Origin of the sequence: Vibrio sp. SBT000027 (genome assembly GCF_963894355.1) — a bacterium.
GTDB classification, from domain to species: domain Bacteria; phylum Pseudomonadota; class Gammaproteobacteria; order Enterobacterales; family Vibrionaceae; genus Vibrio; species Vibrio splendidus.
This window is the reverse complement of the sequence record NZ_CAWQGD010000004.1, coordinates 2,995,729-3,017,791: the sequence shown is the minus strand read 5'-3', so window position 1 is coordinate 3,017,791 and position 22,063 is coordinate 2,995,729. Positions and strand designations below refer to the sequence as shown.

Genomic DNA, 22,063 nt, shown 5'->3' with positions numbered 1-22,063 from the left:
ACAAAAAAACGGCGCCCAATGAGCGCCGTTTCTATATCCAATAAACTTTTTATATCAATAAACCAATGTAGGCTTACTTCATCTGCTCAGCAAACTCATGCACAGCAGGGTAGGCTTGCTTATCAAGAATATCAGCCAATGAGCACAACGCTCTTTGCAGCTCTGCGTTGTAGTCAGCGCTCACGTTAATGTGACCCATCTTACGACCTGCACGCTTCTCTTTGCCATACCAATGAACATGACAGCCACCTTGAGCCAGAATAGCCTCAGGTAGGGTATCTTCACCAAGAATATTGATCATTGCGGTTGGGCGAATCAGTTTAGTACTGCCTAGTGGCATACCGCACACAGCACGTAGGTGGTTCTCAAACTGACAAGTTTCAGCGCCTTGCTGTGTCCAGTGGCCAGAGTTATGAACACGTGGTGCAATTTCGTTAACCAGCAGTGAACCTTTAACATCAAAGAACTCTAACGCTAGCACGCCAACGTAATCCAAACGTTCTGCAACAGCGGTGAACATGGTTTTCGCTTGCTCTTGCAGTTCAATGTCATCAATCGCTGTCGATAAGCTCAACACGCCGTCGGTGTGAACATTTTCAGCCAGTGGGTACACTTGAATCTCGCCATTAGCGCCACGAGCACCAACCAGTGATACTTCGCGATCAAACGGAACGAACTCTTCAGCCACAATGGCTTGGTTGTCTGTTGCGGCGATGCACTCGGCCATTTCTGCCCAAGTCGCGTCAACATTGTCTAATGTTTTTAAGCGCCATTGACCTTTGCCATCGTAGCCGCCAAGTGTGCTCTTCAATACCATTGGTAAGCCAACGTGAGCGATCGCAGCGTCAAAGTCTTCGCGAGAGTTAATCTCGTAGTACTTAGCATTTTTCACGCTTGCTTCGTCTAACAGGGCTTTTTCAAGGCGACGGTCACCGCCAGCTTTGATTGCTTCTGTTGTCGGTAAGAACTTACCGCTGCGCTCACATACCTCAAGAACATCGTGAGGGATATGTTCGAATTCAGCAGTAATGACGTCCGCACGCTCAATCGCATTGTCTAAGCCGTTGCCTAGAATCGCTTGCGTTAATGGGTGAACAATATTTTTGCTGCCAACATCAAAAGCAGAAATTTCAATATTCAGCGGCGCCCCAGCTAGGGACATCATGCGAGCAAGTTGGCCCGCGCCTAACACAAGAACATGCATGGGAATTAGTCCTCAGCAGGGTTTGGATTTGCCAGAACCGTTTCTGTTTGCTCAGAGCGGAACGCTTCTACTTTTGCCATCACTTCTTCATTGTGAGTACCAATGATTTGGGCTGCTAGGATACCAGCATTGGCAGCGCCAGCTTCACCGATAGCCAAAGTACCTACCGCAATGCCTTTTGGCATCTGTACGATAGAAAGCAGAGAATCCATGCCCTTGAGTGCTTTAGACTGAACAGGAACACCTAAAACAGGTACGCTTGTGAAAGCTGCAGCCATGCCCGGAAGATGCGCTGCACCGCCAGCACCAGCAATAATCACTTTAATACCGCGCTCTTTCGCACTGGTTGCGTAATCTGCAAGCAACTGAGGTGTGCGGTGAGCAGAAACCACTTTTGTTTCGTACGCCACGCCAAACTGATCCAACATTTCTGCAGCTAGCTTCATTGTTGGCCAATCAGATTTAGAACCCATGATAATACCGACAGTCATCTCAAACTCCTTCAGGTACGATTTAATTAGTGATTAGATATTTTGCGCGCATTATACGGGTAAAATTGCTTAAGGAAAACGTTTGCGTCAGTCTAAGTTGTTAATTGATACATTTTATAAACAAATAGCTTTAGTCACAGTGAATGATAATTTGTACACTTAGCGAGTTCGATAACAGAATTAATGAGGCAACCCTTGGATAACTTTCAACATACTTTGCAGGCATTACAACAAGGTGAAGTCATTGCTTACCCGACTGAAGGCGTTTTTGGGGTCGGTTGTGATCCCGATAATCCACAAGCCATTAAGAAATTGCTCGATTTAAAACAGCGGCCGATGGATAAAGGGTTGATCCTAATTGCCGCGAGTTACGAGCAGTTGCTGCCCTATATTGATGAAAGCCAGTTGACGGAAGCGCAGTTAGCGACCGTAAAAGCAACATGGCCAGGACCTGTGACTTGGATAATGCCAACCAGCAGTAAAGTAACGGACTGGGTCAGTGGCCAATTTGAATCCATCGCGGTGCGAGTGACTGATCACCCTTTAGTTCAAAGAATGTGTAATGAATTCGGTAAGCCGTTAACCTCGACCAGTGCTAACCTGACAGGTGAACCGCCTTGTATGACGACTGAAGAAGTTCAACAGCAACTGGGTCAACATTTGGTGGCTATTTTAGAAGGTCAAACGGGTGGCCGTGAGAAGCCAAGCGAAATTAGAGATGCAAAAACGTCGAAAATATTAAGACAGGGTTAAACCCTGCAGAGGAAGAAAGATGTCAGCAATTGATAAAGAAGCAGTAAAACAGTTTTTACTGAGCCTACAAGATTCGATTTGCCAACAGCTTGAGCAAGCTGATGGTGCAGCATTGTTTGAAGAAGATGCATGGCAGCGTGAGCCTGGCGAACGCCTCGGTGGCGGTGGCCGCACTCGCGTGATGACCAATGGTGCTCTATTTGAACAAGGTGGAGTTAACTTCTCTCATGTAGCGGGTAAAGCTATGCCTGCCTCTGCAACCGCTCATCGTCCTGAATTAGCCGGACGTAAGTTTGAAGCGATGGGCGTTTCATTAGTGATCCACCCTAAAAACCCATATATCCCAACCTCACACGCCAACGTTCGATTCTTTATTGCGGAAAAAGAGGGGGAAGATCCTATCTGGTGGTTCGGTGGTGGTTTTGATTTAACGCCATTTTATCCTTTCGATGAAGACTGCCAATCTTGGCATCAAACTGCTAAAGATCTTTGTGCGCCGTTTGGTGATGATGTTTATCAAGAACATAAAGAGTGGTGTGATAAATACTTCTACCTGCCTCACCGAGACGAAACACGCGGTGTGGGTGGTCTGTTCTTTGATGATCTTAATGAGTGGGGTTTCGATAAGAGCTTTGCTTATATGCAGGCTGTCGGTGAAGGCTTTGCAGCCGCCTATCTACCCATTGTAGAACGACGTAAAGAGACGTCTTACGGCGAGCGCGAGCGTGACTTCCAACTTTATCGTCGTGGTCGCTATGTTGAATTTAACCTAGTTTACGACCGTGGCACCTTATTTGGTCTGCAAAGCGGTGGGCGCACAGAGTCTATATTGATGTCGATGCCGCCATTGGCTCGCTGGGAATATCGCTACGAACCACAAGCGGGTTCACCAGAAGCTCTGCTTTATAGCGACTACCTAAAGCCTCGAGTTTGGTAGTTCTTCCTTCCTTATAGGGATAGTGATAGGGTCATCTATATAGATGACCCTTTTTTATTTCTGTTAGGTAAGGATATGACACAGCAAGTAGATCGTTATGCCGTTTTCGGTAACCCTATTGGGCAAAGCAAATCGCCATTCATTCATACATTATTTGCTCGCCAAACCAGCCAACAACTTACCTATACAGCACTCCAGCCAGAACAAGGTGAATTCATCACTGCTGCCAAAGCTTTTTTTAGTGAAGGTGGTAGAGGGTGTAATGTCACAGCGCCATTTAAAGAAGATGCTTATCAGTTCGCTAATCGCCTGACTGAAAGAGCTGAACTAGCAGGTGCCGTAAACACACTTAAGAAGCTCGATGATGGAGAAATCATTGGTGATAACACCGATGGCGAGGGTTTAGTTCAAGACCTGCTTCAACATCAAGTTGCGTTAAAAGGAGCTCGCGTTCTTCTTCTTGGCGCTGGTGGTGCTGCGAGAGGAGTGATTCAACCTCTTCTCGACCAAAACCCACAACAGCTGGTGGTCGCTAATCGAACCAGCTCCAAGGCTGAACTTCTGGCTGAGATGTTTTCTTCACATGGAAACATCAAAGGAATGGGGCTAAGTGATGTTAATGAAGGCTTTGATGTCATTATTAACTCTACTTCGTCTGGTCTAAGCGGGCAGCTTCCTGAAGTGTCTGATGCTATTTTCAATTCTAATAGCGCCGTTTATGACATGGTTTACGGATCTGGAACGACAGTATTTAATCAATGGGCGTTAGATAATGGTGTTCACGCTGCTTATGATGGTTTAGGCATGCTGGTGGGTCAGGCTGCAGAGAGCTTTATGCTATGGCGTGGTCTTCGTCCGGGAACTAAGCAGATCTTAAGAGAATTGCGTAGAAATCTAGAGATGTAACAAGGTATTTATAAAAAATGAATCAATCGATCCTATTTCCGGATATCCAAGATTGGGATGAAGAGAGTCAATCTATCACTTTCCCAGCACAGCAGTCGGGTGCATTGCTTGAATGTGTCATGTCTATTGAAGAATTATCCCGATTGGCAGGCAAAGAGATAGAAGAAGGCGATCAAGCTTTAGTTATCTTTTCAGAGTTACGTTTTGATATTGAAGAGCTAGCGGAAGAGTTAATAGAAGAAGAGGAGTATGACTCCTCTAATCGGATTCAGATCAAAGCGCTTTAAACTGGAAGCACAGAGTCTAGATAGTCGTTTTTATTCTGAACATAGTTGTCAGCTGACTTCTGTAAAAAGGCACGCTCCTTATCATTTAATGGGCGTGCTTGTTTTACCGGGCTTCCTACATATAGATAACCGCTCTCAAGTACCTTATTAGGCGGCACTAAGCTACCAGCACCAATCATCACATCTTCTTTAATAACCACGCCATCCAACACGATAGCTCCCATACCAACAAGTACACGATCTTCAATCGTGCAGCCATGCAGCATTACTTTATGGCCGATAGTGACATCATTACCTATTAATAGCGGGTAACCCTCAGGGTTTTCTGCATTCTTATGGGTGACGTGCAAAACGCTGCCGTCTTGGATATTCGTTCTATCTCCAATATGAATGTGGTTCACATCTCCTCGAGCTGCAACCAAAGGCCACACGCTAGAGTCGTCACCGATTTTGATATCCCCAACCAGTACCGAACTTGTATCTATATAGACACCTTGTCCAATCTGAGGGGATATTCCTTTATAACTGCGCATTGAACTCATAAATCCTCCTTTATATAGGCACCTTAAGCCCTTAATTAAGGGGAATACTAGTGAAAACGGAGTGTTTTGAACAAAAAACGCTCGAACAATCAAAAAAGTAAGAAAAACTTAAAAAAGGGCTTGCCAGTGTGATCGAAATCTCTATAATGCGACCTCGTTGAAACGGGAAGGCTTCATAAGAAACCAAAACGAATCAGCAGGTCAAATTAGCCAAGCTAAGCGCTTGAAAAAAGTTTTGAAAATAGTGGTTGACACTAAAACTTAAATCGCTAAAATGGCCGTCCGATTTGAGCGAAGCTCAAAAAGGAAAAGCTCTTTAACAATTTAAACCTATCAATCTGTGTGGGCACTCGTTGATGAATATCAAAACGTTATTACTTAGGTAGTAACAGTTACTTCGGTAACAAACTTGATTTCAATGAACTGAGTGACCAATACAAAATTAAGTTTACTTAATTTTGGCACAGTCAATTCATTACCATTCTGTTGGAATGGTAATAGCTTTAAAATTACACTCTTTATTTATAAAGAATAGTTTTGAAGTCAGTATTCGTTGAGTCACAAAATCTTAAATTGAAGAGTTTGATCATGGCTCAGATTGAACGCTGGCGGCAGGCCTAACACATGCAAGTCGAGCGGAAACGACACTAACAATCCTTCGGGTGCGTTAATGGGCGTCGAGCGGCGGACGGGTGAGTAATGCCTAGGAAATTGCCTTGATGTGGGGGATAACCATTGGAAACGATGGCTAATACCGCATAATGTCTACGGGCCAAAGAGGGGGATCTTCGGACCTCTCGCGTCAAGATATGCCTAGGTGGGATTAGCTAGTTGGTGAGGTAATGGCTCACCAAGGCGACGATCCCTAGCTGGTCTGAGAGGATGATCAGCCACACTGGAACTGAGACACGGTCCAGACTCCTACGGGAGGCAGCAGTGGGGAATATTGCACAATGGGCGAAAGCCTGATGCAGCCATGCCGCGTGTATGAAGAAGGCCTTCGGGTTGTAAAGTACTTTCAGTTGTGAGGAAGGGTGTGTAGTTAATAGCTGCACATCTTGACGTTAGCAACAGAAGAAGCACCGGCTAACTCCGTGCCAGCAGCCGCGGTAATACGGAGGGTGCGAGCGTTAATCGGAATTACTGGGCGTAAAGCGCATGCAGGTGGTTCATTAAGTCAGATGTGAAAGCCCGGGGCTCAACCTCGGAACTGCATTTGAAACTGGTGAACTAGAGTGCTGTAGAGGGGGGTAGAATTTCAGGTGTAGCGGTGAAATGCGTAGAGATCTGAAGGAATACCAGTGGCGAAGGCGGCCCCCTGGACAGACACTGACACTCAGATGCGAAAGCGTGGGGAGCAAACAGGATTAGATACCCTGGTAGTCCACGCCGTAAACGATGTCTACTTGGAGGTTGTGGCCTTGAGCCGTGGCTTTCGGAGCTAACGCGTTAAGTAGACCGCCTGGGGAGTACGGTCGCAAGATTAAAACTCAAATGAATTGACGGGGGCCCGCACAAGCGGTGGAGCATGTGGTTTAATTCGATGCAACGCGAAGAACCTTACCTACTCTTGACATCCAGAGAAGCCAGCGGAGACGCAGGTGTACCTTCGGGAACTCTGAGACAGGTGCTGCATGGCTGTCGTCAGCTCGTGTTGTGAAATGTTGGGTTAAGTCCCGCAACGAGCGCAACCCTTATCCTTGTTTGCCAGCGAGTAATGTCGGGAACTCCAGGGAGACTGCCGGTGATAAACCGGAGGAAGGTGGGGACGACGTCAAGTCATCATGGCCCTTACGAGTAGGGCTACACACGTGCTACAATGGCGCATACAGAGGGCAGCAAGCTAGCGATAGTGAGCGAATCCCAAAAAGTGCGTCGTAGTCCGGATTGGAGTCTGCAACTCGACTCCATGAAGTCGGAATCGCTAGTAATCGTGAATCAGAATGTCACGGTGAATACGTTCCCGGGCCTTGTACACACCGCCCGTCACACCATGGGAGTGGGCTGCAAAAGAAGTGGGTAGTTTAACCTTTCGAGGAGGACGCTCACCACTTTGTGGTTCATGACTGGGGTGAAGTCGTAACAAGGTAGCCCTAGGGGAACCTGGGGCTGGATCACCTCCTTATACGAAGATACCACGATGAGTGTCCACACAGATTGATTAGGTTTAGAAAAGCAAAGAGATGAAGAACTCCCAAGTTCTTCGAAGTTTGTTTCTACTTTTTAAAGTGGAGATAAATTGCAGTGTCCCGTTCGTCTAGAGGCCTAGGACACCGCCCTTTCACGGCGGTAACAGGGGTTCGACTCCCCTACGGGATACCATTGGGTCGTTAGCTCAGTTGGTAGAGCAGTTGACTTTTAATCAATTGGTCGCAGGTTCGAATCCTGCACGACCCACCATTCTTTCTCCGCGAAGGAATTAAAACTATCGTGGGCGATTAGCTCAGTTGGGAGAGCACCTGCCTTACAAGCAGGGGGTCACTGGTTCGAGCCCGGTATCGCCCACCATTCTCTAAAAATTCTTGGTTATCTTCATATCCAAACCACTTCTTTTGTCGTTGGTTGGTATGTTTGACCCTGAGAGTCTTTAGAAAATGTGAATTTTAGAACGCTGGTTCTTAAAGTCTCATGCTCTTTAACAATTTGGAAAGCTGACTGATTGATTACTTACGAGTAATTCAATCAAATTTAAAAGTTCTCAATGTTTATCTTTCATTAGATGAACACAACAAACACATTCAAGTGTCTTGTATTCGAATCAAACTTTAGTTTGATTCACAATTGAGTCCGGCAAACAGTCATCAAGAATTAACCCTTCTTGATGACAACCAAAAACCTTGGTTAGTTGCCATACGCTTATTTGTCTTCACTTTTTAAAGTGAAAGCAAATAGAAACCCTTTCGGGTTGTATGGTTAAGTGACTAAGCGTACACGGTGGATGCCTTGGCAGTCAGAGGCGATGAAAGGCGTAATAACTTGCGATAAGCCCAGATTAGGTAGTAATAACCTTTTGAGTCTGGGATTCCTGAATGGGGAAACCCACTTGCATAAGCAAGTATCCTGTTGTGAATACATAGCAACAGGAGGCAAACCGGGGGAACTGAAACATCTAAGTACCCCGAGGAAGAGAAATCAACCGAGATTCCGAAAGTAGCGGCGAGCGAAATTGGATTAGCCCTTAAGCTTTTAATGAGACAGACGAAGGCTCTGGAAAGTGCCGCAGTAAAGGGTGATAGCCCCGTAGTCGACATCTCATAATCAGTGAAAACGAGTAGGGCGGGACACGTGATATCCTGTCTGAATATGGGGGGACCATCCTCCAAGGCTAAATACTACTGACTGACCGATAGTGAACCAGTACCGTGAGGGAAAGGCGAAAAGAACCCCTGTGAGGGGAGTGAAATAGAACCTGAAACCGTGTACGTACAAGCAGTAGGAGCACCTTCGTGGTGTGACTGCGTACCTTTTGTATAATGGGTCAGCGACTTAATTTTAGTAGCAAGGTTAACCGTTTAGGGGAGCCGTAGGGAAACCGAGTCTTAACTGGGCGTACAGTTGCTAGGATTAGACCCGAAACCAGGTGATCTAGCCATGGGCAGGTTGAAGGTTGAGTAACATCAACTGGAGGACCGAACCGACTAATGTTGAAAAATTAGCGGATGACTTGTGGCTAGGGGTGAAAGGCCAATCAAACCTGGAGATAGCTGGTTCTCCCCGAAAGCTATTTAGGTAGCGCCTCGGACGAATACTACTGGGGGTAGAGCACTGTTAAGGCTAGGGGGTCATCCCGACTTACCAACCCTTTGCAAACTCCGAATACCAGTAAGTACTATCCGGGAGACACACGGCGGGTGCTAACGTCCGTCGTGGAGAGGGAAACAACCCAGACCGCCAGCTAAGGTCCCAAAGTATAGCTAAGTGGGAAACGATGTGGGAAGGCTCAGACAGCCAGGATGTTGGCTTAGAAGCAGCCATCATTTAAAGAAAGCGTAATAGCTCACTGGTCGAGTCGGCCTGCGCGGAAGATGTAACGGGGCTAAGCTATACACCGAAGCTGCGGCTACGTACCTTAGGGTATGTGGGGTAGGGGAGCGTTCTGTAAGCCGTTGAAGGTGGTCTGTAAGGGCTGCTGGAGGTATCAGAAGTGCGAATGCTGACATGAGTAACGATAAAGGGAGTGAAAAACTCCCTCGCCGGAAGACCAAGGGTTCCTGTCCAACGTTAATCGGGGCAGGGTAAGTCGACTCCTAAGGCGAGGCCGAAAGGCGTAGTCGATGGGAAACGGGTTAATATTCCCGTACTTCTTACAATTGCGATGGGGGGACGGAGAAGGCTAGGTGGGCCTGGCGACGGTTGTCCAGGTTCAAGTACGTAGGCGGAAAGTTTAGGTAAATCCGGACTTTCTTAACGCTGAGATACGATGTCGAGCTACTACGGTAGTGAAGTCATTGATGCCATGCTTCCAGGAAAAGCCTCTAAGCTTCAGATTGTAAGGAATCGTACCCCAAACCGACACAGGTGGTCGGGTAGAGAATACCAAGGCGCTTGAGAGAACTCGGGTGAAGGAACTAGGCAAAATGGTACCGTAACTTCGGGAGAAGGTACGCTCTTATCAGTGAAGTCCCTTGCGGATGGAGCAGACGAGAGTCGCAGATACCAGGTGGCTGCAACTGTTTATTAAAAACACAGCACTGTGCAAAATCGTAAGATGACGTATACGGTGTGACGCCTGCCCGGTGCCGGAAGGTTAATTGATGGGGTTAGACTTCGGTCGAAGCTCTTGATCGAAGCCCCGGTAAACGGCGGCCGTAACTATAACGGTCCTAAGGTAGCGAAATTCCTTGTCGGGTAAGTTCCGACCTGCACGAATGGCGTAATGATGGCCACGCTGTCTCCACCCGAGACTCAGTGAAATTGAAATCGCTGTGAAGATGCAGTGTACCCGCGGCTAGACGGAAAGACCCCGTGAACCTTTACTACAGCTTGGCACTGAACATTGAACCTACATGTGTAGGATAGGTGGGAGACTATGAAATTGCGTCGCTAGATGTGATGGAGTCGTCCTTGAAATACCACCCTTGTAGTTTTGATGTTCTAACGTTGGTCCCTGAATCGGGATTACGGACAGTGCCTGGTGGGTAGTTTGACTGGGGCGGTCTCCTCCCAAAGAGTAACGGAGGAGCACGAAGGTGGGCTAAACACGGTTGGACATCGTGTGGTTAGTGCAATGGCATAAGCCCGCTTGACTGCGAGAATGACAATTCGAGCAGGTGCGAAAGCAGGTCATAGTGATCCGGTGGTTCTGAATGGAAGGGCCATCGCTCAACGGATAAAAGGTACTCCGGGGATAACAGGCTGATACCGCCCAAGAGTTCATATCGACGGCGGTGTTTGGCACCTCGATGTCGGCTCATCACATCCTGGGGCTGAAGTCGGTCCCAAGGGTATGGCTGTTCGCCATTTAAAGTGGTACGCGAGCTGGGTTTAGAACGTCGTGAGACAGTTCGGTCCCTATCTGCCGTGGGCGTTGGAAAATTGAAAGGGGCTGCTCCTAGTACGAGAGGACCGGAGTGGACGAACCTCTGGTGTTCGGGTTGTCATGCCAATGGCATTGCCCGGTAGCTAAGTTCGGAATCGATAACCGCTGAAAGCATCTAAGCGGGAAGCGAGCCTTGAGATGAGTTTTCCCTGGCACTATAAGTGTCCTAAAGGGTTGTCGTAGACTACGACGTTGATAGGCAGGGTGTGTAAGTGCTGCGAGGCATTGAGCTAACCTGTACTAATTGCCCGTGAGGCTTAACCATACAACACCCAAGGGGTTTTGTGGACTCAATAGAAATACCAAACGCTTGAATGAGTTTGAAGAGAAATAACTTTTAGATAAGCTTTCCGAATTTTAAAATTTGCTTGGCGACCATAGCATTGTGGACCCACCTGATTCCATGCCGAACTCAGAAGTGAAACACAATAGCGCCGATGGTAGTGTGGGGTTTCCCCATGTGAGAGTAGGACATCGCCAGGCTTTAAATTAAATCTTTGGGTTGACCGACCTGGAGATATGGACGCTCACTTAGTGAGTTGACCACTGCGGAGTGGTAGTTCAGTTGGTTAGAATACCGGCCTGTCACGCCGGGGGTCGCGGGTTCGAGTCCCGTCCACTCCGCCACTTATTCGATAACCTCGCCTAGTGCGAGGTTTTTTCGAATCTGAAGTAATAAAAAGTTTTAGGGGTGTAGCTCCAATTGGCAGAGCAGCGGATTCCAAATCCGCGTGTTGGGAGTTCGAATCTCTCCACCCCTGCCATATTTAAGGCTCTAGCAGAAATGCTAGAGCCTTTTTGCTTTCTGAATCTAATATACGCCATTAGCAAAGCAGCGGACTCTCCGACTTACCAAAATAGCGCGTGTTGGGAGTCGAAACCTCCACCCTGCCATATCAATGCCTCAGCAGAAGTTCTGTTTTTTTACTTTATATTTGTTCGATTTTTAGTCGATAATTCCTGCTTTTAATAAAACCTAGCCTTAAAAGTGTAAGTGCTTACTTATCCCAGCCTCTTTTATAAACAATCAACAGCACAATCCACACTTCTTTATGAGAATTGTTCTCAATAATTTGTTACATTTTGGTCGTTATTACTAAAAGGCAACAAATATGGATATCTCCCGTCGTAAGTTTATTCAATCATCTCTCGCTATATCAGCACTCACTGTTCTACCCGCTTGCTCAATTAACCGGTCAGTTGATGAGCAAGGAAAGTATGTTTATGACTTAACGGCAGAACCTTCAACAGCTGAGTTGGTGGCGGGATTTAATACCAATGTTTTAGCCTTTAATGGGCAGATCCCTGCTCCGACGATTCGATGTCGGCAGGGTGAAAAGGTCACGATCCGCTTTACGAATAAGCTATCAGAGCCGACGACTATCCATTGGCATGGCTTAAGAATTCCTATCGAAATGGACGGTGTTCCCTTCTTAAGTCAGCCACCGATCATGCCAGGTGAAACATTCATTTATGAGTTTACGCCGCCAGATGCTGGCACATTTTGGTATCACCCACATATGAATAGCGTTAAACAACTTGGTATGGGTTTGGTTGGGCTAATTATCGTAGAAGAAAGCACTCCCGTGCAGTTTGATGAAGAGCATGCACTGATGCTTAAGCATTGGCACATCGATAAACAGGGTCAATGGAAAGACTTAATGATTCCACGACTAAGTGCTCGTATGGGTACTCCAGGAGAGTGGAGTAGCGTCAATGGTGTTCATGAACCTGTATACCAATTAAAGCAGCACGCAACGACTCGACTGCGTATCGCGAATGTCGATAATACGATCACTTATCCTATTGCTGTCGAAGGGGCTGAGGCATGGGTGATTGCCATTGATGGTAATCCTGTAAAGACGCCATATAAACTGACTCAACATAAAATCGGCCCAGGGATGCGCGTGGATATTGGACTGATAGCGCCCAAAGTAGGCGAGCGAGTTAATGTTCTTCAAATGAAGGGCCGCTTTCCTTTCTCTTTATGTGAGTTCGAGGTAGTCGATTCCCCCCTTACTCAAGGGCGTTTATTGCCATTGTTGCCTCTTAACCCTGTACCTAATCTAGATCTTGCTAATGCTGAAGAGATCGATTTTGTGTTCGAGTGGGAAGGTGCGGTATCACCAGTTTCTAAAGATGGGAAGTCGATGCCTAAGTTTTGGCTTACTAATAAAAGAGCATGGGAAGGAATGAGCAAAGACAATATTCCTGAACCGTTGACGACTTTAGAGTTAGGTAAGACTTACATATTCGATCTAAAGAACGTCACCCAATACCATCACCCGATCCATATTCACGGTCATACATTCACTGTATTGGAACTTGATGGGAAGAAAGTTGAAGAGCCTTTCCATACCGATACAGTGTTACTTGGAAAAAACGGCCGAGCTAAAGCTGCATTTGTTGCAGATAACCCTGGCCGCTGGATGTACCACTGTCATGTTATAGAACACATGAAAACGGGTTTAATGGGATACATTGAAGTTAAGTGACACCTGTAACGTTTAATATTTGCGCATGCATTCTTAGTTCTACCCTCGCTTTTATCGGCGTTAAAGCTAGAATATAGGGATTATTGTTTGGGAGGATTCATGGGTCAGTTATCTATTCTAGGTTTTATCGCCATCGGTGGCGCGTTTGGTGCTTGTTCACGTTACTTGATTTCAGAGTTATGCGTTGTGATGTTAGGACGTGGTTTTCCTTACGGTACGTTGACCGTTAACGTGATTGGCTCTTTGATTATGGGATTGCTCATCGCCGCGTTTGAAAACGAGATGGTCGCGACGGAACCGTGGAGACAAATTATCGGTCTTGGTTTCCTAGGAGCACTGACTACATTTTCTACGTTTTCTATGGATAACGTACTTCTTATGCAGCAGGGCGCTTTCTTTAAGATGGGACTCAATGTGCTACTCAACGTGGTACTCAGTATTTCAGCCGCATGGATCGGCTTCCAACTTTTGATAAAGTCTTAAAACTTTCTTACGATTTGTTAACAACTCGGCTTGGTTTATCCAAGCCGTTTTTATATACTCGATCGAACTTGTCGGAGTGCCATATGGCTGAGACCGTTAACTCGGGATCCGTTGAACCTGATCAGGCTAATACCTGCGAAGGGAACAAGAGTAGATATCTAACTAGAATCCTTCTAGAGATCTATCTCCAGATCACAACTGTATTTCTTACCGTGATCCCTCTTGTAGCATCTAATCCGTCAAGCATTTTTATCCCTATAAATAATGGCTAAAAGCCAAGGAAAAATGCTATGTCGACTCGTAAACAAGCAAGACTGGAAGCGAAGAATTTCATTGATTCTTTATCCGTACAACCCTATCCAAACTCAAAGAAAGCTTACATCCAAGGATCTCGAGAGGACATTCAAGTCCCTGTCCGAGAAATATCACTCGCTGATAGCCTTGTTGGTGGTAGCAAAAAAGAGCCTGTATTCGAACCTAATGTACCCATTCAAGTTTACGATACCTCAGGTGTTTACACAGACCCTACACATCAAATAGACCTGTATAGCGGTCTTCCTAAGTTGCGAGAGCAATGGATTGAAGAGCGTGGTGATACGGAACTGTTAGACGACGTAAGCTCTGTTTACACCAAAGAACGTTTAGAAGATGAAACTCTAGACGACCTTCGCTACGGCAACCTGCCTAGAATTCGTCGCGCGACAGACAACCAATGTGTTACTCAGCTGCACTATGCTCGTCAGGGTATTATCACACCTGAAATGGAGTACATTGCCATACGTGAGAACATGGGACGTCAGAAGTTCGCTGATGAGCAGCTTAACCATCAACACCCTGGGCATAACTTTGGTGCAAACCTGCCGAAAGAAATTACTCCTGAGTTCGTGCGTAAAGAGGTTGCTGAAGGTCGAGCTATTATCCCTTCAAACATTAACCACCCAGAATCAGAACCGATGATTATTGGTCGAAACTTCTTAGTGAAAGTGAACGCTAATATCGGTAACTCTTCAGTAAGCTCTTCGATTGAAGAAGAAGTTGAAAAGCTAGTATGGTCGACTCGCTGGGGTGGCGATACCGTGATGGACCTTTCTACTGGTCGTAATATTCACGAGACTCGCGAATGGATCCTACGTAATAGCCCAGTACCAATTGGTACGGTTCCTATGTATCAAGCGCTTGAAAAAGTGAATGGCGTTGCCGAAGACCTTAACTGGGAAGTGATGCGCGATACCTTGATTGAACAAGCTGAGCAGGGTGTTGATTACTTCACTATTCATGCTGGCTTGTTGCTTCGCTACGTTCCGATGACGGCTAAGCGTGTGACTGGCATTGTTTCTCGTGGTGGTTCTATTATCGCGAAATGGTGTCTTGCTCATCATCAAGAAAGCTTCCTTTATACCCACTTCCGTGAGATCTGTGAGATCTGTGCGAAGTACGATGTTGCTCTGTCATTAGGTGACGGTTTACGCCCGGGCTCAATTGCGGATGCCAATGATGAGGCTCAATTCTCGGAGTTACGTACTCTAGGTGAATTGACTAAAGTGGCTTGGGAATACGACGTTCAGGTGATCATTGAAGGCCCTGGACATGTGCCAATGCACCTGATTAAAGAGAATATGGACGAGCAGTTAGAACACTGCCATGAAGCGCCGTTCTATACTTTAGGCCCATTGACGACAGATATTGCCCCTGGTTACGACCATATTACCTCTGGTATTGGCGCGGCCATGATTGGTTGGTACGGCTGTGCGATGCTGTGTTATGTAACCCCTAAAGAGCACCTAGGCTTACCAAATAAAGAAGATGTGAAGACTGGCTTGATTACTTACAAGCTAGCAGCGCACGCAGCGGACCTCGCTAAAGGACATCCGGGCGCACAAATCCGAGATAATGCATTATCAAAGGCACGTTTTGAATTCCGTTGGGAAGACCAATTCAATCTAGCTTTAGACCCTGAAACAGCGCGTTCTTTCCATGATGAAACTCTGCCACAAGAGTCGGGCAAGGTTGCTCACTTCTGCTCAATGTGTGGACCTAAATTCTGCTCGATGAAGATTTCTCAAGAAGTTCGAGAGTATGCGAAAGACACCGAACAAGTAGCCGCGGATCAGGCTATCGAGATTAAGATGCTAGATAACCCGTTGGAAGGGATGCGTCAAAAATCACAAGAGTTCCGTGATACTGGCTCTGAACTTTACCACCCTGCAGTCGGCGCAAAAGAAGCTCAACTAGAGGAATAATGACAGTGAAGATTCTCATCCCATCTCAAAATATTGAGTTAACGGGAGAGGTGCAGAACTGTCTATTGGTTGCTAAGCGACAAGGCTTAGCTACTGATGCGGTTGAGTTGGGTGTAAGCCCAACTCAATACTTCTCTATCGTTGATTCTCAGCAGGCGTTATCTATTGGCTTCGCTCATGATGTTGATTCATTGGCAGAGTGTAAGTTAGCGGAACTGAACCATGTTGTTGATTACAGTAATTCAGTCGCGTTAACTGATGTTTGTGATGCCTTTACAGAAACTCCGAATATCATCTATATCGGTGTCTTAGATGACTCAGCTGCATTGGATATCTGGTCACAGCTAGATTCTAATCGTGCTATCAAGAGTGAAACCCCAGCTCATCAGGAGTTAGATAGTCGTGGCCACTTTGCTTGGTTACTTACTTTGTTGGCGTTGGAGTTCCCATTAGAAGATGCACTGGTTTTAGCTCGCGCAGCATCTAATGTTTCACGTGGAACATGGCCAGCAAGCTACCAAAACTTTCCTATTCCCATTCTGGAAGATGAACGACTGGATATTAGTGTTGGTTGGGCGCACCAAGGAACCTCACTTTCGTTCCCTGAACTGAGTAAGAGTAGCCTAGGACTATACCCAGTGGTTGATGATGTTGAGTGGATCGAAAGATTGCTCAAGCTTGGAATCAACACTGTCCAACTACGTATTAAGAACCCACAGCAAACGGACTTAGAACTACAAGTCGCACGATCTATCGAACTTGGTCGTGAGTATAACGCTCAAGTTTTTATCAATGATTACTGGCAGCTTGCACTCAAGCATGATGCTTTTGGTGTTCATTTGGGGCAAGAGGATATTGAAGAATCTAACCTCTCAAAGTTGAGCTTTGCGGGTATAAAGATTGGGTTATCGACTCATGGCTATTACGAGTTGCTACGCATTGTTCAAATCAACCCAAGCTATATTGCGCTCGGCCACATCTTCCCAACAACAACTAAACAGATGCCATCAAAGCCTCAGGGTCTAGTTCGTTTATCTCTGTATCAACAGCTGATTGATACTATCCCATACACAGAACAACTCATCGGTTATCCGACGGTTGCTATTGGTGGTATTGACCAATCGACAGCTGAGCAGGTGTGGGATTGTGGGGTGTCGAGTTTGGCGGTTGTTCGTGCCATTACATTAGCGGAAGATCCCAAAAAGGTGATCGAGTTTTTTGAAAAACTGATGACGCCTAAACCTTCAAATATTGGTGAAGAGGTTGCGCAGGAGCCTAGCTATGCTGAGTGATTTTGAGTTTATTCGTTACCAACGACAAATTGCATTACCTGAAGTCGGTGAGCAAGGGCAACGAAACCTATTAAACAGCCATGTGCTAGTGATTGGTTGTGGTGGCTTAGGCAATGCTGCCGCTCTTTACCTTGTGGCTTCGGGTGTCGGAAAGCTCGTGTTGGTGGATGATGACTGTGTGGATTCGTCTAACCTGCAACGACAGGTCGCGTTCAAAGAAAATCAGTTAGGTTCGCCTAAAGTCGAAGCTCTGAAGCAACAACTGAACGAGCTCAATAGTCGCAGCCAAGTTAGAACCATCAATCAGCGAATGAGTGGCAGTCAGCTTGAACTTGAAGTGATGCTCGCTGATTTGGTGTTGGATTGTACTGACAACTTTGAGTCACGCCAGCAGGTTAACCAAGCGTGTTTCGGCAGCAATACACCTTTGATTTCTGGATCTGCAATCGGTTGGAAAGGCCAGTTTATTGTATTTGATTATCAGAATCAGAAAGGGTGCTATCACTGTTTGTTCCCGTTCAGTCATCATCCACAAACGACTCGTTGTAGTGATAGCGGCATCACAGGCCCGGTTGTTGGCACCATAGGTAACCTTCAAGCTTTGGCTGCTATTCAACGCTTAACTCGTGGTGAGTTTCAGGTCGCAACACACCAGCTCAAACTGTTCGATGGCCAAACGATGAATTGGCAAAACCTTATGGTCACTCAAGATAGTGAATGTCCCGTGTGCAGTGCGTCTGCAGTTAAGCATTTAGAAGAAGAAATCCAATGAGTCATATAACGATCTCTATAAACGAGCAACCAGAACAGGTCGCGCACTTGTCGTCTCTAGCGGACATTATCCACGCTTTATCACTACCTGATCTGGGTTGTGTATTTGCTATCAATAATGCGGTTGTCCCGCGTAGCCAGTGGCAACAAACTGTCGTCAATGAAGGCGATGCTATTTCCCTTTTCCAAGCTATTGCAGGAGGCTAACCATGTTAACTATCGCTGATAAAACGTTTCAATCACGACTCTTCACTGGAACCGGGAAGTTCGCAAACAAGCATTTGATGGCGAGTGCTATTGAAGCTTCAGGTTCGCAACTGGCAACCATGGCGTTGAAGAGAGTCGATATTCGCTCTGAGCAAGACGACATTTTACAACCCATCATTGATGCTGGCGTGAACTTGCTACCGAATACCTCTGGGGCGAAGAATGCAAAAGATGCCGTCTTTGCTGCGCATTTGGCTCGTGAAGCACTAGGTACAAACTGGCTTAAACTGGAAATTCATCCAGATCCAAAGTACTTAATGCCGGACCCAATTGAGACGCTTAAAGCTGCTGAGCAACTGGTTAAAGATGGTTTTGTTGTGTTGCCTTACTGCCATGCCGATCCAGTATTGTGTAAACGCTTGGAAGAGGTGGGTTGTGCTGCAGTTATGCCGCTGGGCGCACCTATTGGTTCAAATAAGGGTATTGCGTCTGCAGACTTCTTAGAGATTATTATCGACCAAGCGAATGTCCCTGTGATTGTTGATGCGGGCATAGGCGCGCCATCACATGCTGCTCGTGCAATGGAAATGGGCGCAGACGCTGTGTTAGTGAATACGGCGATTGCGGCTTCTCAACAACCCGTTGATATGGCGATTGCCTTTAAGCTGGCAGTTGAAGCGGGTCGTATGGCTTACCTTGCTGGGCTTGCAGGAAAAGTATCTCACGCGGTTGCTTCGAGCCCGTTAACTTCATTTCTAGACGAGTAGTGTCCCTATGACGTTTGTTGATCGATTTAAACAGCTCAACTGGGATGACATTGGTATGTCTATCTTCAGTAAAACGGCAGCGGATGTTGAACGTGCTCTGAGTAAACCCAAACGTGACTTAGAAGACTTTAAGGCTCTGATCTCTCCGGCGGCAGAACCTTACTTAGAGCAGATGGCACAACAGTCGTTGGCGCTAACTCGTAAGCGATTTGGCAATACAATGTCGCTTTACATTCCTTTGTACCTCTCGAATCTATGCGCTAATGCGTGCACGTATTGTGGCTTCTCAATGGAGAACCGTATCAAACGTCGCACGCTTACTTTGGATGAAATTGATGCCGAAAGTGCGGCTATCAAAAAGATGAAGTTCGATAGCGTTTTGTTAGTCACCGGTGAACATGAAACTAAGGTCGGGATGAATTACTTTCGACAGGTGTTGCCGAATATCAAAAAGCAATTCAACTACCTTGCGATGGAAGTGCAGCCGCTTGAACAACATGATTACGCAGAGCTTAAAACTCTCGGCCTAGATGCTGTTATGGTTTACCAAGAGACTTATCAGCCAAGAACTTACGCTGAGCATCATCTACGTGGCAATAAAATGGATTTTGAATACCGTCTTGAAACCCCAGATCGCTTGGCAAAAGCGGGGATCGATAAGATAGGTATTGGTGCCTTGATTGGTTTGGAAGATTGGCGAACCGACTGCTTTTTTGTTGCTGCCCACTTAGATTACTTAGAGCGTACTTATTGGCAAACACGTTACTCGATTTCATTCCCACGTCTTCGTCCGTGTGAGGGTGGAGACTCTAGTGGAGGATTACAGCCTAAATCAGTCATGAACGATAAACAATTGGTTCAGCTTATCTGTGCATATCGACTCTTGAATTCTGAGGTCGAGTTATCCCTTTCTACTCGTGAATCGGCAACCTTCCGCGATAACGTGTTGCCTTTGGGTATCACCAGTATGTCGGCTGCGTCAAAAACGCAACCCGGTGGCTATGCTTCTGGTGAAGAAGAGCTCGAACAATTTGAGATAAGCGACGAGAGAAGTGCTGCTGATGTTGAGTCAATGATTCGTCAGCGAGGTTTCGATCCAGTGTGGCGAGACTGGCACAGTGCCTATTCTGGCTAATCAACATATTGGTTGATGTTCCACGTGAAACATCGATGTAATGATACAGGCAAATAAAAACGGCTACCTTTGGGTAGCCGTTTTTCTATTTGCTATTTAACTTATTAACCTAGCAAGCTCGTTTTGGTTCAGTTATCTGTCGAGCAAGGCATTAAGCGTGAGCAAGTGGTGTTGTTGATTGGCGTAGCCATTCCAGCGTATCACCTTCAACTAATGGGCTAACGTCGTTCCATACCTTCTGATGGTAGTCGTTCAGCCACGCCAGTTCAGGTCGTGTTAGCAAATCAACATTGATGTTGCGCTTATCGATAGGGCAACGTGTTAGCGACTCAAAGGTTAGTACTGAGAAATCACCTTGAGTTGGCAGTTCAACCACGAGCTCTAGGTTTTCGATTCGGATACCAAATTCATCAGCACGGTAGTAACCCGGCTCGTTCGATAACACCATACCTTCAACTAGAGGTACGTCGATCAGCTTCTTAGAGATGCTTTGTGGGCCTTCATGAACACTTAGGAAATGACCAACACCGTGACCAGTACCGTGGTCGTAGTCGAAGCCTTCAGCCCATAAGTGTTGGCGAGCTAGGATATCAAGTTGGAAACCACGAGTACCCTGTGGGAAACGTGCACGCGCGATACCGATATGACCTTTAAGTGCTAGCGTGAACTGCTGGATCATTTCGTCGCTTGGCTGACCAATTGCGATAGTGCGAGTGATGTCCGTTGTGCCGTCTAGATACTGGCCACCTGAATCGACTAGGTACAGAGTATTCATCTCCAACTGACCTGGTTCAGGTTGGTTCTCGTGGTTGTAGTGACACATTGCTGCGTTGCCGCCTGCTGCTGAAATCGTGTCAAAACTTAGGTCCATCAGCGTTGGGTCTTGCTCGCGGAATGATTGTACTTTGTCTGCTAGCACAGCTTCGTTGTGCAGATTACCTTGCGCGACTTCTGCATCAATCCAAGATAGGAACTTCGCCATCGCAACACCATCACGAATGTGACACGTTTTCATGCCGGCAATTTCAGTTTCATTCTTTGCTGCCTTTGGCATTAGGCATGGATCTGCTGCTTCAATGATATGAGCACCAGAGTTTTGTAGCACCAGCGTGTACCAAGCATTGCTCGTGCCTGAATCGACAGATACATTTTTGCCTTCCAAAGATTGAAGGCGTGCTTCTAGCTCTGATGGGTGAGATACACGAATACCATTGCCAACGTGTGCTTCAAAGCCAGTAGGAATACGAGCAGGGTCTAGGAAGAAATCTACGCTTTCATCTGCGTGAATGATCGCGTTGGATAACACAACAGGTAGGCGAGATACGTCCAAACCACGAATGTTAAGCAACCAACATATTGAGTCAAGCTCGGTCAGGATAGCGGCGTCTGCACCTTTTGCTTTTAGTAAGCCAGCAATCTCAGCGCGCTTACTCTCGCTTGACTGACCAACGGCGTCTGTTGCCATTAAGCGCACATCAGATACCACAGGCTCAGGGCGATCAGACCAAAGCTCATCAATTGGGTTTGCTGAGAGCGTTGTTAGCTCAACTTTCTCTGCTAGTTTTGCTTGTGCGCCTTTCAACCACGCCGCGGTGTGCATGCGTGGGTCGAATGCAACCTTACTACCTTGTGACAATGAATTGATGATCCAATCTAAAGCCGGTTCTTCAATAAGGTGGCGATACTCAAATAACTCTGCTGGTACTTGCTTACGAACCTGAACGGTGTAGCGACCATCAACAAAAATAGCAGCAGTTTCACGAGTGATAACAGCGGCACCTGCAGAGCCAGTGAAACCTGTTAACCAGTGAAGTCGCTCGTTATGAGCGGGAACGTATTCACCTAGATATTCGTCTTCGTGTGGAATGATAACGGCATCTAGGTTGTTTGTTTCAAGCCAAGCTCGAACCGCAGCAACGCGTTCAGCAGTGATATTGTGCATCTGTGTTTATCCTTATTGTTAGGGTCCTTGTTAACACTCACAGTCGATATACATGCGAGGGGACTTATTAGG

The 22,063-nt window shown here is 46.5% G+C and carries 16 protein-coding genes, 5 tRNA genes, 3 rRNA genes and 1 riboswitch; of the genes, 20 read left to right on the top strand and 4 right to left on the bottom strand.

Annotation, left to right across the window (positions count from 1 at the left end):
* Positions 1-73: 73 nt before the first annotated feature.
* The gene (locus AACU28_RS23245; protein ID WP_102453154.1) at positions 74-1,204 is read right to left on the bottom strand and encodes a 5-(carboxyamino)imidazole ribonucleotide synthase; all 1,131 of its coding nucleotides are present in this window, start codon (positions 1,202-1,204) and stop codon (positions 74-76) included.
* Positions 1,205-1,209: 5 nt separating this feature from the next.
* Positions 1,210-1,695: a 5-(carboxyamino)imidazole ribonucleotide mutase gene (gene purE / locus AACU28_RS23240; RefSeq protein ID WP_004735777.1), complete on the bottom strand. Its 486-nt coding sequence runs from the start codon at positions 1,693-1,695 to the stop codon at positions 1,210-1,212.
* Positions 1,696-1,890: 195 nt separating this feature from the next.
* Between purE and AACU28_RS23235 the strand changes: the two genes are divergently transcribed.
* The 4 genes from AACU28_RS23235 (at position 1,891) to AACU28_RS23220 (ending at position 4,578) form a co-directional block, all read left to right on the top strand.
* Entirely contained in the window at positions 1,891-2,448 is a 558-nt protein-coding gene (locus AACU28_RS23235) for an L-threonylcarbamoyladenylate synthase (RefSeq protein WP_102353500.1), read from the top strand.
* Positions 2,449-2,467: 19 nt separating this feature from the next.
* On the top strand, positions 2,468-3,385 hold the full coding sequence (gene hemF, locus AACU28_RS23230) for an oxygen-dependent coproporphyrinogen oxidase (protein ID WP_017081752.1): 918 nt from the start codon (positions 2,468-2,470) through the stop codon (positions 3,383-3,385).
* Positions 3,386-3,460: 75 nt separating this feature from the next.
* A complete protein-coding gene (gene aroE, locus AACU28_RS23225; RefSeq protein ID WP_121603645.1) occupies positions 3,461-4,291 on the top strand; it encodes a shikimate dehydrogenase in 831 nt (276 codons plus the stop codon).
* Positions 4,292-4,308: 17 nt separating this feature from the next.
* Entirely contained in the window at positions 4,309-4,578 is a 270-nt protein-coding gene (locus AACU28_RS23220) for a DUF1488 family protein (protein ID WP_060468887.1), read from the top strand.
* Here AACU28_RS23220 and AACU28_RS23215 read toward each other — a convergent pair.
* On the bottom strand, positions 4,575-5,120 hold the full coding sequence (locus tag AACU28_RS23215; protein WP_017081755.1) for a gamma carbonic anhydrase family protein: 546 nt from the start codon (positions 5,118-5,120) through the stop codon (positions 4,575-4,577). The genes AACU28_RS23220 and AACU28_RS23215 overlap by 4 nt on opposite strands.
* A 570-nt stretch (positions 5,121-5,690) precedes the next feature.
* On the opposite strand from AACU28_RS23215, the gene AACU28_RS23210 reads away from it, so the two are divergent.
* From AACU28_RS23210 to thiH, 16 genes are all read left to right on the top strand, one after another.
* Positions 5,691-7,245: ribosomal RNA gene (locus tag AACU28_RS23210) — 16S ribosomal RNA — on the top strand.
* A 121-nt stretch (positions 7,246-7,366) separates the two neighbouring features.
* Positions 7,367-7,442: transfer RNA gene (locus AACU28_RS23205), tRNA-Glu, on the top strand.
* 2 nt (positions 7,443-7,444) lie between these two features.
* Positions 7,445-7,520: transfer RNA gene (locus AACU28_RS23200), tRNA-Lys, on the top strand.
* A 32-nt stretch (positions 7,521-7,552) separates the two neighbouring features.
* Positions 7,553-7,628, top strand: a tRNA-Val gene (locus tag AACU28_RS23195).
* 403 nt (positions 7,629-8,031) lie between these two features.
* A 23S ribosomal RNA gene (locus AACU28_RS23190) occupies positions 8,032-10,924 on the top strand.
* Between the two features lie 102 nt (positions 10,925-11,026).
* Positions 11,027-11,142 (top strand): 5S ribosomal RNA (gene rrf / locus AACU28_RS23185).
* The 16S, 23S and 5S rRNA genes sit together here with 5 tRNA genes alongside, the layout of an rRNA operon.
* Positions 11,143-11,209: 67 nt before the next feature.
* Positions 11,210-11,286, top strand: a tRNA-Asp gene (locus AACU28_RS23180).
* Positions 11,287-11,346: 60 nt separating this feature from the next.
* Positions 11,347-11,423, top strand: a tRNA-Trp gene (locus tag AACU28_RS23175).
* 348 nt (positions 11,424-11,771) lie between these two features.
* Positions 11,772-13,154 carry a multicopper oxidase family protein gene (locus AACU28_RS23170; protein ID WP_121603644.1) on the top strand — a complete coding sequence of 461 codons (1,383 nt, stop codon included), beginning with the start codon at positions 11,772-11,774 and terminating at the stop codon, positions 13,152-13,154.
* Between the two features lie 99 nt (positions 13,155-13,253).
* Positions 13,254-13,637 (top strand): fluoride efflux transporter CrcB, encoded by a 384-nt coding sequence (gene crcB / locus AACU28_RS23165; protein ID WP_004736665.1) that lies wholly within the window; start codon positions 13,254-13,256, stop codon positions 13,635-13,637.
* Positions 13,638-13,699: 62 nt separating this feature from the next.
* Positions 13,700-13,798: riboswitch (TPP riboswitch) on the top strand.
* Positions 13,799-13,927: 129 nt separating this feature from the next.
* Positions 13,928-15,877: a phosphomethylpyrimidine synthase ThiC gene (thiC, locus tag AACU28_RS23160; RefSeq protein ID WP_017085667.1), complete on the top strand. Its 1,950-nt coding sequence runs from the start codon at positions 13,928-13,930 to the stop codon at positions 15,875-15,877.
* Positions 15,877-17,169: a thiamine phosphate synthase gene (locus tag AACU28_RS23155; RefSeq protein ID WP_121603643.1), complete on the top strand. Its 1,293-nt coding sequence runs from the start codon at positions 15,877-15,879 to the stop codon at positions 17,167-17,169. The genes thiC and AACU28_RS23155 overlap by 1 nt, the downstream gene beginning before the upstream one ends.
* A complete protein-coding gene (locus AACU28_RS23150; protein WP_121603642.1) occupies positions 17,159-17,941 on the top strand; it encodes a HesA/MoeB/ThiF family protein in 783 nt (260 codons plus the stop codon). The genes AACU28_RS23155 and AACU28_RS23150 overlap by 11 nt, the downstream gene beginning before the upstream one ends.
* The gene (gene thiS, locus AACU28_RS23145) at positions 17,938-18,147 is read left to right on the top strand and encodes a sulfur carrier protein ThiS (protein WP_004736660.1); all 210 of its coding nucleotides are present in this window, start codon (positions 17,938-17,940) and stop codon (positions 18,145-18,147) included. The genes AACU28_RS23150 and thiS overlap by 4 nt, the downstream gene beginning before the upstream one ends.
* Before the next feature lie 2 nt (positions 18,148-18,149).
* The gene (locus AACU28_RS23140; RefSeq protein ID WP_017069601.1) at positions 18,150-18,914 is read left to right on the top strand and encodes a thiazole synthase; all 765 of its coding nucleotides are present in this window, start codon (positions 18,150-18,152) and stop codon (positions 18,912-18,914) included.
* Between the two features lie 7 nt (positions 18,915-18,921).
* Entirely contained in the window at positions 18,922-20,049 is a 1,128-nt protein-coding gene (thiH, locus tag AACU28_RS23135; RefSeq protein WP_121603641.1) for a 2-iminoacetate synthase ThiH, read from the top strand.
* A gap of 151 nt (positions 20,050-20,200) precedes the next feature.
* On the opposite strand, the gene AACU28_RS23130 is transcribed toward thiH, so the two are convergent.
* A complete protein-coding gene (locus AACU28_RS23130) occupies positions 20,201-21,991 on the bottom strand; it encodes an aminopeptidase P family protein (RefSeq protein ID WP_108112074.1) in 1,791 nt (596 codons plus the stop codon).
* Positions 21,992-22,063 lie beyond the last annotated feature (72 nt).